The 14,719-nt window shown below is 56.2% G+C and carries 12 protein-coding genes and 2 pseudogenes; 4 read left to right on the top strand and 10 right to left on the bottom strand.

Translation table 11 applies throughout. The features are described from left to right. From B4A77_RS02430 to B4A77_RS02405, 7 genes and pseudogenes are all read right to left on the bottom strand, one after another. Positions 1-1,272: pseudogene (locus B4A77_RS02430) on the bottom strand (pyruvate:ferredoxin (flavodoxin) oxidoreductase); the annotation flags it as partial. 187 nt (positions 1,273-1,459) lie between these two features. Next, positions 1,460-1,648, bottom strand: a pseudogene (locus B4A77_RS12830) (adenine phosphoribosyltransferase); the annotation flags it as partial. Between the two features lie 30 nt (positions 1,649-1,678). Beyond that, complete coding sequence (locus B4A77_RS02425; protein ID WP_290737965.1) at positions 1,679-2,359, bottom strand: MauE/DoxX family redox-associated membrane protein; 681 nt, start codon at positions 2,357-2,359, stop codon at positions 1,679-1,681. Beyond that, entirely contained in the window at positions 2,359-2,604 is a 246-nt protein-coding gene (locus B4A77_RS02420; RefSeq protein ID WP_173382690.1) for a hypothetical protein, read from the bottom strand. The genes B4A77_RS02425 and B4A77_RS02420 overlap by 1 nt, the downstream gene beginning before the upstream one ends. 27 nt (positions 2,605-2,631) lie before the next feature. After that, a complete protein-coding gene (locus B4A77_RS02415) occupies positions 2,632-4,647 on the bottom strand; it encodes a hypothetical protein (protein ID WP_290737961.1) in 2,016 nt (671 codons plus the stop codon). A gap of 1 nt (position 4,648) precedes the next feature. Beyond that, the gene (locus B4A77_RS02410) at positions 4,649-5,515 is read right to left on the bottom strand and encodes a PHP domain-containing protein (RefSeq protein ID WP_173366261.1); all 867 of its coding nucleotides are present in this window, start codon (positions 5,513-5,515) and stop codon (positions 4,649-4,651) included. Further along, on the bottom strand, positions 5,512-6,063 hold the full coding sequence (locus B4A77_RS02405; RefSeq protein ID WP_173366262.1) for a hypothetical protein: 552 nt from the start codon (positions 6,061-6,063) through the stop codon (positions 5,512-5,514). Before B4A77_RS02405 ends, B4A77_RS02410 begins: the two co-directional genes overlap by 4 nt. Positions 6,064-6,104: 41 nt before the next feature. On the opposite strand from B4A77_RS02405, the gene B4A77_RS02400 reads away from it, so the two are divergent. Together B4A77_RS02400 and mfd are read left to right on the top strand one after the other, a co-directional pair. Further along, positions 6,105-6,692, top strand: a complete 588-nt coding sequence (locus B4A77_RS02400) for a ribonuclease H family protein (RefSeq protein WP_290735839.1) — start codon at positions 6,105-6,107, stop codon at positions 6,690-6,692. Positions 6,693-6,704: 12 nt separating this feature from the next. Then, positions 6,705-10,094: a transcription-repair coupling factor gene (gene mfd / locus B4A77_RS02395; RefSeq protein WP_290737958.1), complete on the top strand. Its 3,390-nt coding sequence runs from the start codon at positions 6,705-6,707 to the stop codon at positions 10,092-10,094. Here the strand turns inward: mfd and B4A77_RS02390 are convergent. Beyond that, positions 10,069-10,830, bottom strand: coding sequence for a TatD family hydrolase (locus B4A77_RS02390; protein ID WP_290737955.1), 762 nt, complete (start codon positions 10,828-10,830; stop codon positions 10,069-10,071). The genes mfd and B4A77_RS02390 overlap by 26 nt on opposite strands. Positions 10,831-10,966: 136 nt before the next feature. Here B4A77_RS02390 and B4A77_RS02385 point away from each other — a divergent pair, with 136 nt between their 5' ends. Further along, positions 10,967-11,164 carry a hypothetical protein gene (locus tag B4A77_RS02385; protein WP_173366266.1) on the top strand — a complete coding sequence of 66 codons (198 nt, stop codon included), beginning with the start codon at positions 10,967-10,969 and terminating at the stop codon, positions 11,162-11,164. A gap of 6 nt (positions 11,165-11,170) precedes the next feature. On the opposite strand, the gene B4A77_RS02380 is transcribed toward B4A77_RS02385, so the two are convergent. Beyond that, positions 11,171-12,127, bottom strand: coding sequence for a S26 family signal peptidase (locus B4A77_RS02380; protein WP_290737952.1), 957 nt, complete (start codon positions 12,125-12,127; stop codon positions 11,171-11,173). A 29-nt stretch (positions 12,128-12,156) separates the two neighbouring features. Further along, a complete protein-coding gene (lepA, locus tag B4A77_RS02375; protein ID WP_290725828.1) occupies positions 12,157-13,977 on the bottom strand; it encodes a translation elongation factor 4 in 1,821 nt (606 codons plus the stop codon). A 140-nt stretch (positions 13,978-14,117) separates the two neighbouring features. Here lepA and B4A77_RS02370 point away from each other — a divergent pair, with 140 nt between their 5' ends. Further along, positions 14,118-14,651: a peptidylprolyl isomerase gene (locus B4A77_RS02370; protein ID WP_290725825.1), complete on the top strand. Its 534-nt coding sequence runs from the start codon at positions 14,118-14,120 to the stop codon at positions 14,649-14,651. The last annotated feature ends 68 nt before the right edge of the window (positions 14,652-14,719 follow it).

The raw sequence follows: 14,719 nt of genomic DNA, 5'->3' as shown, positions 1-14,719 counted from the left end.
CATGGCCTGGAAGAAGTCGCTTTCGAGCTTGAAGTTCGGGTCGATGGTGAGGCTCGTGTGGCAAACGTCGTCGTTGATACCGACGGTGAAGCGTGCCTTCGGATCGGCCTTGGCAAGTTCGTCGTAGATGGCCTTGACCATGGCCGGGGTGAATTCCTTGGAAGAGAGACCGTAGCGGCCGCCGATCATCTTCGGCATGGCCATCTTGCCTGCCATCACGGCTTCGCTGATTGCGGTCAGGGCGTCCTGGAAGAGCGGTTCGCCAGCGGAACCCGGTTCCTTGCAGCGGTCGAGGACGGCAATCTTCTTGACAGTCTTCGGGAGGGCAGCAACCACGGCTTCCATCGGGAACGGGCGGTACAGGCGGATGTTCACGAGACCGACCTTTTCGCCCTTGGAATTGAGGTACTTGACGGTGTCACCGATGGTGCAGGTCGAAGAACCCATGGAAATGATCACGCGTTCGGCGTCGGGTGCACCGACGTAATCCACGATGTGGTACTGACGGCCAGTGTAGCTCGCGACCTTGTCCATGTACTTTTGGACAATTTCCGGAACCTTGGCGTAGAACGGGTTCACCGTTTCGCGGCCCTGGAAGTAGACGTCCGGGTTCTGGGCGGTACCGCGCATGGTCGGGCGGTCCGGAGTGAGGCAGCGCTCACGGCAAGCCTTCACATACTTTTCGTCGATGACGTTACGGATAACGCCGTCTTCGAGAGCTTCGATCTTCATCACTTCGTGGGAGGTGCGGAAACCGTCGAAGAAGTGCATGAAGGGCACGCGGCTTTCGAGAGTGGAAGCGTGGGCCACGAGAGCGAGGTCCTGGCATTCCTGCACGCAGCTGGAGGCGAGCATGGCAAAGCCGGTCTGGCGGCAAGCCATCACGTCGGAATGGTCACCGAAAATAGAAAGGCCCTGCATGGCAAGGGCACGGGCAGTCACATGGAAGACCGTGGGGGTCAGTTCGCCCGCAATCTTGTACATGTTCGGGATCATCAAGAGAAGACCCTGGGAAGCGGTGAAGGTCGTGGTCAAAGCACCGGCCTGGAGCGCTCCGTGAACGGTACCGGCAGCGCCACCTTCGGACTGCATTTCAAACACGCGGGGAACCTGTCCCCAAATATTCTTCTTGCCTGCAGCACTCCAGTTGTCGGCGTGCTCAGCCATAGGACTAGACGGTGTAATCGGGTAAATAGCCGCAACTTCGCTAACAGCAAACGCTACGCTAGCGGTGGCCTCGTTACCATCACACGCAATCATCTTTTTTGCCATGTGTGTCTCCAATTTTTAGGTTTTTTCGAAAAAATCTGATCATATACACCCCGGGCATGTGGTACCACACCCGTGGCGCAAAAATCCAATGGAAAAAATATAAAGATTGGGGGGTAAAAAGGAAATTTTTTTTGAAAAAATTCCTAAATCGGAGTGTATTTTCGCTTTTACGTGTATTTGGCTAGCCTATGATGACGACCTTTTGCCCGGGCCTTACGGCATCCTTGTGGACTTCGATGCTCGCGCTCCCGTATTCCAGGTCATAGGAGACTCCGACAGTCTCGCGCGGGAGCTTCAGGCCGTCGGTATCGTTCAGGATGCCCGTGATGTCATGGAACAGGATTCCCGGTTTCGGAAAGTCCGGAACGGAAATGATATAGTCCTCGACTTTTTTTCGCGGCTTCTTTTACTTCTTGCGCCATATGCCGATAAGACTCTTGTTCTTGCGGGTGGCAAGCCAGAACGTGGGCCAGATGAGGATGAGGTCGCGGATGAGGCTAGTCCAGGCTTCGGCCTTGTCCTGGGCGCCTTCGAGTTCGAAGCAGCCGCAGGTGATGCCGAGGTCGTTCCACAGAGCCCAAGCGAGCGCGATGATGAAGCTCACGAACATCCAGAAGATGGCGAACGCTGATTCGCGGACGAACGGGGATAAGATCATCGCGAGCCCGAACCAGAGCTCGAATTGTGGATAAACTAGCGCAAAGAAGTTGTTGACGAAATCGAGGTGAAGGGCGGAGAAGAACTGGTATTGCGCGACGAGGGTCGCGAACTGGTGCGGATCCTGGATCTTGAAAATGGATGCGAAGATGAACATCCCGCCGATGCCTATGCGGCAAAGCGTTTCGAGCATGCGGATGGCGAAATCCTTCTGGAGCCTGTAGGCGGGAATCAGGAGCAGGCCGCATACGGCGCAGGCCCCGATTCCGAAGTGCATGTTGTAGCGGTAAGCCTTGGGCCAGATTTCGAGAAGCCATTCGTGGTCGGTGAAGGTGAGGAAGCTCTCGGGGAAACTGATTTCGGCGATGCCGAAAGCGATAAAGAATGTCGCGATGGCGAAGAGGACTGCGGAAGCGATCGTATGTTTCATTACAGGACCTCCGCGGGCTTTTCCATCACGTCCTGGGAGCCAATCCAATCGACGGACTTGCCTTCGCCCACGCGGATGTTGTTCACGATGGCGAGGACGATGCAGAAGACGGCGATGCCGATGAGGACGACCCAGTTGAGTTTTTTCGCGTAGGCCTTGGCGGCACTGAAGGCAAGCGCAAGCGGAATGCAGATTGCCGACACGCAGAGCATTAGGACGGAGGTGATGAATTCGAAAAACTTCATAGCGCTAATATACAAAAAAGGTGGATGTTAATTTCCGAAACTCCAGACAATGCCGTAGGCGAACCGCAACCCCTCGGGCGTGTAGCCGGAAGCGGGCATGTAGATGCTGTGGTTGAAGTTCTCGATGCGGCTGTAGAGCTCAAACGAAAGAATCTGCATGCGGGCTTCGAAATCGAGCGCGAGGTATTTTTCCATCGTTTCGAGTTCCGGGAGACCTTCCTCGTTGATGGTGCAGTCGTAATGCTTGCCGAACCACTGCCAGTCCACGCGGACGCTCACGCCGAGCCTGTCGCGGACGAACCGGTTTTGCCAGTGGATGGAACCCTTGTAGTAGAGCTCCTGAACGTCGAGAACGCGCTTGTCGCGGTCGAGGATTTGCCCTCGTTCCAGGTAAAATTTCCAGTTCCCGAGCCTGAACCCGACTTTGAACAGCCAGTCCAGCGTGGAAGCTTCGTCGAGGTTGGTCCACTGGAATGCGCTATTGACGCTTTCCATGCCTTCGCCAAGCACCCAGCGCTGCTTCATCAGGTTCTCTGCGCTTTCGTGGCGTAGACCGATGCCATAGAATACTTCGCGGGAATACCATCCGAGGGTAGCGGCCTGCCGGTTCCTCTTCTCGAATTTCAGGTCCTCGTTCGGGAACGAGAATCGTCCTGTTTCGTGAAGCTTGAGTTCCTTCATGTCGGGAAACTTGTTGTCGTGCCGCAACATCGCGTTGAGCTTCAGGTGGAAGGGCAGGTTGAAGGTGGCGTCGGCGGAGTAGGCGGGTGCGAAATCGACGTGGTCCATGAGCGAACTGTTGCGCTGCATGCCCGCCTGCACACGGAAGAATGCAAAACGGAGCGTGTCGGAGATTTCCCCGTATCCGATTTCTCGGTCCTGGTAGTAGGTCTTGGAAATCTCGAGGTCATCGCGCTTTTCGTCGGTATTCACGAATTCGTACTGGAAGCGGATGGCCGGATTGAGGAATGTCGCATAGCGGATGGCCGCGTCGCCGAGCACGGTGTTGTAGGTGTAGCCGTGCCGGGTGTCGTAGTAGAGGCTGTCTTCGCTTTCGTTTCCGAGCGTATCCCTGACGATCTTGGTCCCGAACGAAACCTGGGGGAGCGAATCTTCCTTGATTTCGTGCGACCCGTAATGGAAACTTGTTGAAAGGGTCAGTTTCTTGATGGGGGAGATCTCGATTCCTCCGCCGTAGGTGACGGCCCTCTCCTCGATGGTGTAGTAGGGCTTTTGGAAGGTGCGCTTGGTTAGGTCGAGCGAATCGAGCAGCACCTTGTAGCTTGTGTTGTCGGCGTTCTTGAGCGAGAGGAAGTTCATCTTGAAGAATGCCTTGCCGAGCCCGAATTTCCATGTGAGGATGGGCTGGATATGCATCGTGTTGACGGCGATGTTGCGCCCGGTGAAGGGAATGCTCGAAGAGTCGCGTCCGAGAGCGAAATAGGGCGAACTCGTGACGTTCTGGTAGTCGTATTCCTTGGAATCCTTGTTCGAACGGCTTTGCAGGCCGAAGTCGAGCGTGATGGAATCGGTGACGAGCCTCCTGAAATCGAGATGCAGCGCGTTTCCGCCGAAGGCCCCGCGTTCCCAGGCGAGGTCGGTGACGGGGGTGTCGACGGGGGTGCCGTGGCGTTCTTCGAAGAGGATTCCGTTTTCGCCGTTGAGCGAGAGCCGCGACGGGTCGAACCCGAGTCGTGTGGTGTAGATTCCCGAGAGCATGGCCGGGTAGCGCTTGCTCGCGCTCGCCATTCCCAGTGCTGTCGGGTCCAGTTCCGGGGCGCCGAGGATGGAGGTCCCGAGCAACCATTCGGATTTCTGCCCCGAGACGTCGTAGAGCCGTTCCATGACTTCGGAATGGACGATGCCGAAGCGTCCGGCGTCGTTTTCGCGGACTTGCGCGTCGATGCGGTCGGGGACCGTTTTTATGGAATCCTGCCTTGAGGGGAGGGAATATTGCGTAGGCTGCAAGACCTGTGCGCTTGCAGTTGCGGCAAACAAGGCGAAAAAGAAGAATGCTATTGCGAGTGCGCGACAGGACTTCATTCTAGAACCATTCTGCGCGCGATTTTTCGCGACATTCCTTGAGCGCCTGCACGACAGTGTAGGGCATTTTCATGCAGCCGGGAGGGTAGGCGCCGCCTTCGGTATGGAAGTCGGAACCACCGGTACCCACGAGGCCGTAGCGGACTGCCATTTCCTTGTACTTGCGGCCGACGGCGCCCTTTTGCGCGGGACTGTAGACCTCGATTCCCTTGATTCCCCATTCCACCATGTTCTCGATGAATTCGTCGGAGAGCCCGGACTTGTAGGGGTGGGCAAGCACGGCGATGCCTCCCGCGTTTTCGATGAGGCGGATGGTCTGCTGCGGGTTGAGTCCCTTCTTTTCCACGAAGGCGACACATCCGTCTCCGAGGTACTTGGTGAACGCTTCGGCGAAGTTGCCGATGTATTCTTCGTCCACCATCGACATGGCGATGTGCGGGCGCCCGATGACTTTTCCCTTGCAGTAGGAATGGACCTTCTCGTAGGTAATATCGATGCCGAGCGCGTTCAACTTCTTGATAATCGCCTTTACGCGCGCAATGCGCTGCTTTGCGAAATCTTCGAGTTCCATGTTAAGGGCGAGGTTCGTCGGATCGCAGAAGTAGCCGAGGATGTGGATGTCCTTGCCTTGCCAAACGGCCGAAATCTCGATTCCCGGAATGATTTCGAGCCCGATGTCGTGGGCGGGTCCTTCGGCTATCTTGTAGGAATCCAGGTTGTCGTGGTCCGTGATTGAGATGCAGCGAAGCCCCTTGCGCTTGCACAGGGCCAGGAGCTCCTCGACAGAGAGGGTCCCGTCGGAAAGGCGCGTGTGCAGATGCAGGTCTGCGTATCCGCCTTTTTCGGTGATGATCGTTCCCCGAATCACTTGGTGACTCCGTAGTACCGTGCGATAAGCTCGGCCTCGCTGGATTGTTCCGGGTGGAGGCTCAGGTTGAGGAACGGGTATAGGGATTCGCAGTTGAACCCGATGCGGCATGCGGCCCCGCTTGTCTTTGCGAGGTATAGCCTGGGGAGGAATTCTTGCCCGAGGTAAATGCAGACCGTGGGGGCGAATTCGTGAATTTTCTGGAAAATCTCGTCGAAGACGCGTTCGCCGTAGCGGCATTCCGTGTCGCTATAGTAGATGGCATGCGAACGCTTTGCCGATATGAGCGCATGGAGCGATTCATGGGCGACGAACAGAACGTTTTCGAACCATGCCTGCGGCATCTTGTGCAGGAATGCTGCCGAACTTTCCATATCACGTGGCAGGAACACGAGCGTCTTGGGGTGATCCTTGAGCGCATCGGGAAAGTTGAACGCCTGAGAGTCGTCGCCCGCTTTTTTCAGGAACCACTTGAACAGCGAATCCCTGCTCGAGAACCGTTTGAAGAAAAAGCGAAACTGGTCTACAAAATATGGCGATGGCTTCAAGTTAACTCCAATTTTTCGTCAAAATATATAAATTTGTGCCCATGCCGAAACAGAAATTCTATGCAATCAAGCGCCCAGACGGGGGACAAATCGTCGATACGTGGGATGCGTGCGAAAAAATAGTCCGTGGAGAGAAGGGGCTCAAGTACAAGTCTTTCTCTTCGCGTCCCGAAGCACAGGCCTGGATAGATGGCGTCGAAGCGGAGGAACCCAGGGGCCTCAGAATCTATGTCGACGGCTCCTTTATGCCGGGCTGTGACAAGGCGGGCTGGGCTTTTGTTGTTGTAGAAGACGGGAACGAAATTGCCCGCGGCTCGGGGCATACGGCCTTTGCGGCCGAAAGCCGGAATATCGATGGCGAATGTATGGCGTCTTACCAGGCGATGCGCTGGCTGGACTTGAACGACAAGTATGCAACATTGTGCCATGACTACGAGGGAATCGCCCGATGGGCGAGGGGGGAGTGGAAGGCGAAAAGCAGTATCGCCCAGCAATACGTGAAAGCCGTGCAGCCCTTCCTTTTCCGCGTGAAGTTCGAGAAAGTGGCTGCGCATACGGGCGTCAAGTGGAACGAACTTGTAGATAAACTAGCGAAAGAAGCAGTCGAAAAGTTGAAAAAGCAGGGCTAGGGCCAGCGCAGTATGACTTTCCAGGAATTTATTCAAGATTCTCGAATCCCGTCGCTTTCGCTTTTTGCGGATGCGGGTAAAGAGGCGCTCCATGTTTGTGGCGCGACGGTGCCGATCGCTTCCATGATGGTGGCGAAGCGCTTTTTCGATAATCCGGGACCGGTTCTGGTTGTCGCGCGCGATTTCAAGAGCGCCGAATCGTGGATGGAAAACCTCCGCACGCTTGTAGGCGATGAATTTGTACGTTTTTTCCCGTCCATCGGCCTCAAGCCTTACGAGCAGAAGGAACCCTTCGAGGGGGTTCTCGAAGAACGCCTCCGCTTTTTCAGGGATGCTGGCAATCCACAGAAGCCCATAGTCGCCGTGTGCCCGCTCGATGCGCTCTTGGCGAAGCTTCCGGCTCCCGGAGGCCTTGCGCACGGCATGCGCACGCTCAAGACGGGCGATGTCCTTGAACCTTCGTCGCTGCGCCCGTGGTTCTTGGACCATGGGTTTACGGAGCAGCCGGTCGTGAGTTCGGTTGGGGAATTCTCCATCCGCGGCTGCATCGTGGACGTGAACTGCTTCTTGTACCCGCATCCGATTCGAATTGAGTTTTTTGGCGATGAAATTGAATCCATTCGCAGTTTCGACATCTTTACCCAGCGTTCTGTGGAGAATATGGACCGTGTGTCGCTCTACCCGATGGGAGAATGGACCCTGGGAGAATCGGAATTGCTCAAGCTCGGCAACGAGCGTGCGGGGCTCTGGTGGAAGCGCTCGCTTTACGAGAAGCTTGATTCCAGCCTGCTCGACTATCTTCCGGGCGCATCCCTTGTTTTCGAGAATCTTTCGGCGCTTTCGGAGTCGGCTTCGCGCCTTGTCCAGAACTATGGGGACGCGTTCGAGGATTTGCGCACTTCGGTTGTCGACACGGTTCCTCCGAATGCGATATGGTGGAAGTTCGGTGAACTTTCCATGCGCTTTCCGGGACATGCCTCGCTCGATATAACTCAAGCCGAAACGGATGCTTCGAACTGGTTCAAGGTCGAATCCCGCCCGCAGGATTTTGCAAGTGCAGGGACGGAAGAAGTTGCAAGGAAGATTGAGGATTTTTGCGCGGGCGGTGGCGAAGTATATGTGATTGCCCCGACACCAGGTGCGCTTTCGCGGCTGAAGCACGTTTTCGAGGGCTTGCCGATAGAAGATTATTTTGTCGGTAACCTGACGGAGGGATTCTGGCTCGATACGGACAAGGTGGCCTTCCTGACGGAAACCCGCATTTTCAACCGCCATGCAACAAAGTCGCGCAAGCGCCAGATTTCGGGCTCCGTGACGGCTGCCCTGATGGTCGAATCCTTGAACCGCGGGGACCTGGTTGCTCACGAGGACCATGGTGTCGGCCGCTACCTCGGACTTGTGCGCGTAGAAGTGAACGGGGGCCTTGTCGACTGCGCCCTCCTGGAATACGACGGCGGGGACCGTCTCAAGTTCCCTGTTTCGGACTTGCAGAAAATCGAGCGGCTGGATCCGCGCGAGGGCGAAATCCCTAAGCTCGACCGTCTGGGAAGCAAGCACTGGGAAACGCTCAAGAAGCGTGTGAAGGAGAAGGTCGTTAAGATAGCGCGCGACCTCGTGGAACTCTATGCGAAGCGTGAACTCGTGCCCGGGTTCCATTTTCCGCAGGACGGCCAGCTGCAGCGCGAATTCGAGGACGCGTTTGAATATGACCCGACGCCGGACCAGGTGAAGGCTACTGCCGAAATCAAGCGCGACATGGAAGACGGGAAGCCCATGGACCGCCTTGTGTGCGGTGATGTGGGCTTCGGAAAGACCGAAGTTGCCATGCGTGCTGTTTTCAAGTGCATCTCGGCAAAGAAACAGGCGGCGATTCTTGTCCCGACGACAATCCTTGCCGCCCAGCACTACGAGAATTTCAAGGACCGTTTTGCTGCGTTCCCGGTGAACATCGCCCTTGTGAATCGATACAAGACTGCGAAGGAGAAAAAGGAAATCTTCAAGCAGATTTCCGAAGGGAAAATCGATATTGTCGTGGGGACGCATGCGCTCCTGAGCGATAAGAACCAATTCAAGGACCTTGGCCTGCTCGTGATAGACGAGGAACAGAAGTTCGGCGTGAAGCAGAAGGAAAAGCTGCGTGAAATGCGCATGTCGGTGGATACGCTCAGCATGAGTGCGACTCCGATTCCGCGGTCGTTACATTTGAGCATGACGGGCGTGCGCGACATTTCGCTTATCAACACGCCGCCGATGAACCGTTTGCCCGTAGAGACCAAGCTCATGAAGCGCGACGATGTGGTGCTTGCCGCCGCCGTACGTGACGAGCTTGCGCGGGGTGGCCAGGTTTTCGTTGTCAACGACCGCGTGCAGAATATCAATGCCCTTGCCGAGGAAGTGGAATCTTGGGTGCCGGAAGCACGCGTGGCGGTGGCCCACGGGCAGATGAACGACCGCGACCTGGAACGCGTGATGGAGAGCTTCCTTTCGCGCGAGTTCGATATCCTCGTGAGTACGAGTATCATCGAGTCCGGGCTCGATGTGCCGAACGCCAATACGATTATCATCATGAACGCGCACCATTTCGGCATCAGCCAGCTTTACCAGATGCGTGGCCGCGTCGGCCGAAGCGACGTGCTTGCGAAGGCATTCCTTGTGACGCCCGTGCGCGGGGAAGTCTCGCCCGAATCCATGCGCCGCCTCAAGGCCCTGGAACAGTTCAGCGACCTCGGAAGCGGATACCAGCTTGCGATGCGCGACCTCGAAATCCGTGGCGCAGGGAACTTGCTTGGCGAGGAACAGCATGGATTTATTGCCGAAGTCGGTTTCGAAACTTACGTGCGCTTGGTGCGCGAGGCGGTGCAGCAACTCCGGGGCGGAACGACGGAAAAGCCCGTGCAGCCGCGTGTGGAAATCGGTGTGGATGCCTACCTTCCCGAGGACTACATCCAGGACGGTCTTACGCGAATCGGAATGTACCAGCGTATTGCGCGCATTTCGAGTTCCCAGGAAGTCGAGAACATCCGGCAGGAACTGGCGGACCGCTTCGGCGAGTTGCCGGTGCCAGCGAAGATGCTTTTGCTTGTCACCGAGATCGGGCTCCTTGCCGGTCGCCTCCGCATTCAGGGATTGCAGCAGCGCAAGGGAATCCTGGTGGCGACATTCGTGGAGTTCCCGCCCATCGAGACGCGTGTGCTTGGCGAAATTGCCGGGAAGAGCACGTGTCCCATGCGCTACGTGGGAACTTCGCCCTTGCAGGCGGTATTTGAACTTGGAGCTGCGCCCGCGGAGAAAATGGCCGATAAAATCGCGGAGCTCTTCCGTAATTTTTCTGACATCGCGCTGACGCCCGCGAAGGCGGAACCCGTTAATCCGCTGTTTAGGGACACGAATATCCTGAACTAAGCGTTTCCTCGAGCTTTACGGCGACTTTTTGCGGCGTGACATCGTCTTTTGGCCCGCGCGTGGCGACAAGCGTTTCGATAAACGATTCGTCTGCATCGGTTTCGAAAAGGAGGCTCGCCTGCGGGATTAGCGCGAGGGCTTCCCGCGTCGCCTTCTTGCGGAGTGTATCCGCGTGGATGGAGAAAAACGCCCCCAGCGAAAGTCCCGCTTTCACGATGCCCGCATCGCCTCCGAACCTGTGGAATATGGGGCGCGCCCGTTTAGCGCCAAACCCAGCTTCGCGCAACACCCTGATGATGCGTCCGTAGTCGCCCACGCAATGGATTTGCAGGTCGCGTCCGAGTTCAAAAGCCATTTCCGCCTGCCTGCGAAAGACATCCTCTTGCGCTCCGCCCGGTTCGTAGCCCGCATAGCGCTTGTCGAGTCCCGCTTCTCCGACTTGTGCGTCCGGATCGCTCTCCAGCAGACGGCGCAGTTCCGCGAGTGTTTTTTCGAAATTTGGGTTCGCGGCTTCTGCAAATTCGGATGCAATCATCGGGTGGATCCCGTAGGCGCGTCCGCATCCATCGAGCCAACCGGCTCCGGAGGCTTCGGCCCATATCCTGTCGACGGCCTCCCATTCCCACGGCTCGCATGCCACGGTGGTGTACCGGTAGCCGCGTCTGTGCAGTTCCGTGGCCAATTTCAGGGGCTGCGGGAGCCTCGCCAGGTGCAAATGTGAGTCAAAAATCGGCATTTTCCCAATAAAATACGAAATTTTGAAAAAAGTGCTTGTTTTTTTGCCCTCAAAAGTCTAGTTTAAGGGGCGCGGGGCTTGTTCCCGCCTTTTACAGAATCTGTATCCTTAGAACGTAAGATATAAAGGAGTCTCTATGCGCGACCTGCTCGAAAAAGCTTTGAAGAAAGGCCTTAGCGTCACTTTTTCCAACGAGAACGGCTATGCCGTCATCCGTATTTCCAAGGAAGGGGAGGTTGTCGCCAGCTGCAGCCTTGGTGCCGCCAATTTCCGTGATTCTGTGGAAGATTCCTTGCAGGGTCTCCTGCTAGACTTGGAACGCAAGGGCCTGTAGCGTTATCTATTCCGCCTTTTCGGGCTGCGCATCGCCATTGGGCTGCGCGGCCTCTTTTGTTTTCTTGCCCTTGGAGGGCAAAAGGATTTTTGAGACGAAACTTTTCACCGCATTGATGGCTTGCCTCGGTTCCTTCACGTAGCGTCCAAGAAGGTGGCTCCTGGTAAAGTAGCCTGTTTCGCGGCTGTCGAGGCAGAAAGCTCCCTTTTCGCAGGCGAGGAAGAAGCAGTCTTCGCGGACGACGATGCTCTCGATGCGTGTGGAATCCGACTTGCGGAGGAATTCCCTGCGCATCTGGATGGGAGCGTTCCCGGGTTCTGAATGGAAAATCTGCTGCTCGAGCAGGTAGCGGTCCTGCCACGGCAAAAAGTCGATTTCCTGAAGGCTCACCTGCCTGTTTCCGAGCTTGGCCGCGCCGACGCGTTCGATCCCGATTTCGCGGTCCCCCTGCCATAGCGTGGTCTTTACAAAAAACTCTTCGCCCTGCTCAATAAGCAGGTTGATCATGTAGTCTTCTTCCACGTCGTTCAGCTGCGCGATATGCAGCGTGTCTCCCTTGCGCGGGATGTGGACCTGCCTGTTCTGGATGAAAGCGGTCTCCTCGCTCCACTTGAATTTCCCGTGGGGTGTCTTGACCCGGCCGTTGTCGGAAAAATCGACCTTGTCTCCGGGAAGCGCGATGACCTTGCGGACAAGCGTTTCTCCGTTGCGGAGCCTGGCCCAGACGATATCGTTGTAGCCGATGCGGTCGATGCAGCCGGGGAGTTTGCACATCCAGAGGATTTCGCGGTCCTTGTGGCGGGGGTACATCGAGTTGTCGTGCAGTTGGAGCGGCTCGAAAATGTAGAAGCGTGCGGCCATGGCGAGCACGAATGCCGAAATGAGAACAAGGACGAGCATCGCGACCCTTCCCTTGGAATTCTTGCGATGAAGCGATTTTACCTTGTTCTTCAACTTAGACATAGTTTGTTCAAAACGCTTGCGCTGGAACCTTATTCGCCGCTGCTGCTGGAATCGTCACTGAGCGAAAGCACGGCGAGGAACGCCTTCTGCGGCACTTCCACCGAGCCGATGCTCTTCATGCGCTTCTTGCCTTCCTTCTGCTTTTCGAGGAGCTTGCGCTTGCGGGTAATGTCGCCGCCGTAGCACTTGGCGAGCACGTCCTTCCTGACCGCCTTCACGGTAGAACGGCTGATAATCTTGCCGCCGATGGCGCCCTGGATGGCGACGTCGAACTGCTGGCGCGGAATCAGGTCCTTGAGCTTTACGCAGATGGCGTTGGCATAAGTGTGCGCCTTGTCCTTGTGGATAATCACGGAGAACGCATCCACCGGGTCGCCGTTCAGCAATATGTCGAGCTTCACGAGGTTGTTCCTGCGGTATTCGCTCGGTGCGTAGTCGAGGCCCGCGTAGCCGCGGCTCACGGATTTCAGGCGGTCGTAGAAGTCGAACATGATTTCGGCGAGCGGCAAATCGTACTTGAGAATCACCTTCGCCTCGTCGATGTATTCCATCGTCTCGAACTCGCCGCGCTTCTCGTCGCAGAGCGTCATGAGCGCACCCACGTATTCCTTGGGCGTGAATATCTGCGCCTTCACGTAGGGTTCCTCGATGTGGTCGTAACGGCTTGCGTCGGGGAGCTTGGAGGGGCTCTCGATTTTCACCATCGTGCCGTCGCTCATGTACACGTGGTATTCCACGTTCGGAACAGTCGTGATGATGTCGACGTTGAATTCGCGGTCGAGGCGTTCCTGCACGATTTCCATGTGCAGAAGCCCGAGGAACCCAGTGCGGAAGCCAAAGCCCAATGCTTCGGAGGTTTCCGGTTCCCAGCTGATGGCGGAATCGTTCAGGCGGAGTTTCTCGAGGGCCTCGCGCAAGTCCTTGTAGTCTTCCGGGTTGATGGGGTAGATGCCGGAATAAATCATCGGCAAAATATCCTTGTAGCCCGGGAGCGGCTCTGTTGCGGGGTTAGCCGCATCGGTGAGCGTGTCGCCGATTTTTACATCGCTAATCGTCTTCACGTTCGCGAGTACGTAGCCCACCATGCCTTCCGAAAGTTCGTCGCGCGGGTCGCGGCGCATACTGAACGTGCCGACTTCGGTCACCATGTATTCGCCGCCGGTCTTCATCATGCGGATTTTCATGCCCGCCCTGAGCGAACCTTCTACGATGCGGATGTAATTGATGACACCGCGGTAGGAATCGTATACCGAGTCGAAAATCAGTGCCTTGAGCGGTTTTCCGCTGTCGCCTGTGGGGGCCGGAATTTCGTCCACGATCTTGTCGAGCACCTGTTCTACGTTGAGGCCTGTTTTCGCGGAGATGCGCGGAATCTTGTCGGGGTCGTAGCCCAGCAGGTCGCCCACGAGTTCGGCCACGTGGTCGGGCTGTGCGCCCGGCAGGTCCACCTTGTTGAGTACCGGGATGATGGTCAGGTCGTTTTCGATGGCGAGGTAGAGGTTAGAAAGCGTCTGCGCCTCGATTCCCTGACTTGCGTCCACCACGAGGATTGCCCCTTCGCAGGCGGCGAGCGAGCGGCTCACTTCGTACGTGAAGTCCACGTGCCCCGGCGTGTCGATCATGTTCAGGATGTATTCCTTGCCGTCCTTCTCGTATACCATGCGGATGGCGTGCGCCTTGATGGTGATGCCGCGTTCGCGTTCCAGGTCCATGTCGTCCAGGAGCTGGTTCGTCATCTCGTTTTTCGCGACGGTCTTCGTCAGTTCTATCATGCGGTCGGCAAGCGTCGACTTGCCATGGTCGATATGGGCGATGATGCTGAAATTTCGGATATTGTCGTTTTGCGGCATAGAGAGTCTTTTCTTTAATTTTGACCTCAAATATAGAAATTTCACCGCTTTTCCCGAAGCTCCGCTTGGTCCGATATGAAAAAATTAACTATATTCCCGTTGACAAAAATAAAGTCCATGACGATAAACATAGAGCAAGCATGAAAAGTTTCAAGTCTATTATGTCGGTCCTCGTTCTCCTGTGCGGGGTCGGGCTTTCCTTTGCCGAAGGGAAGGTGTTTAACAAGGATTATTCCGGCATCACCTCCATCGAGGCGACTATTACGACCCACGAGGGTGTAATCGTCGTTGACCTCGACTTCAAGGCCGCCCCGAATACGGTCGCAAACTTTGTCGACCTTGCGCAGAAAGGTTTTTACGACGGTCTCATGTTCCATCGCGTCATCAACGGATTCATGATCCAGGGTGGCGACCCCGAAGGTAACGGCCAGGGTGGCCCCGGCTATACCATCGACGACGAAAAGAACGATCTCCTGCACGAGAAGGCCGTGATTTCGATGGCGAACCGCGGCCCGAACACGGCCGGTTCACAGTTCTTCATTACGCAGATGCCCCAGCATCATCTGGATGGCAAACACACCGTTTTTGGCAAGGTGATTAGCGGCGAAGATGTTGTGTGCCGCATCGAACCTTACGATCCCATTATTAACATCAAAATCGTGGAAAAGAAGTAACCTATGAGTTCCAAGAAAGTGTCCAGCGCAAAGAAACCGGCGGCGAAGGCTGCTCCCGCAAAGAAGCC

It is taken from the genome of Fibrobacter sp. UBA3718, from assembly GCF_002371935.1.
Classification (GTDB): Bacteria; Fibrobacterota; Fibrobacteria; order Fibrobacterales; family Fibrobacteraceae; genus Fibrobacter.
The sequence above is the reverse complement of the archived record's forward strand: the minus strand, read 5'-3'. Positions and strand labels throughout refer to the sequence as shown.

Bases quoted from the DNA above. Each gene is read 5' to 3' on its own strand.
- B4A77_RS02425 (WP_290737965.1), bottom strand. From the start codon at position 2,359: ATGAAACATACGATCGCTTCCGCAGTCCTCTTCGCCATCGCGACATTC.
- B4A77_RS02420 (WP_173382690.1), bottom strand. From the start codon at position 2,604: ATGAAGTTTTTCGAATTCATCACCTCCGTCCTAATGCTCTGCGTGTCG.
- B4A77_RS02415 (WP_290737961.1), bottom strand. From the start codon at position 4,647: ATGAAGTCCTGTCGCGCACTCGCAATAGCATTCTTCTTTTTCGCCTTG.
- B4A77_RS02400 (WP_290735839.1), top strand. From the start codon at position 6,105: ATGCCGAAACAGAAATTCTATGCAATCAAGCGCCCAGACGGGGGACAA.
- mfd (WP_290737958.1), top strand. From the start codon at position 6,705: ATGACTTTCCAGGAATTTATTCAAGATTCTCGAATCCCGTCGCTTTCG.
- B4A77_RS02390 (WP_290737955.1), bottom strand. From the start codon at position 10,830: ATGCCGATTTTTGACTCACATTTGCACCTGGCGAGGCTCCCGCAGCCC.
- B4A77_RS02385 (WP_173366266.1), top strand. From the start codon at position 10,967: ATGCGCGACCTGCTCGAAAAAGCTTTGAAGAAAGGCCTTAGCGTCACT.
- B4A77_RS02380 (WP_290737952.1), bottom strand. From the start codon at position 12,127: ATGTCTAAGTTGAAGAACAAGGTAAAATCGCTTCATCGCAAGAATTCC.
- lepA (WP_290725828.1), bottom strand. From the start codon at position 13,977: ATGCCGCAAAACGACAATATCCGAAATTTCAGCATCATCGCCCATATC.
- B4A77_RS02370 (WP_290725825.1), top strand. From the start codon at position 14,118: ATGAAAAGTTTCAAGTCTATTATGTCGGTCCTCGTTCTCCTGTGCGGG.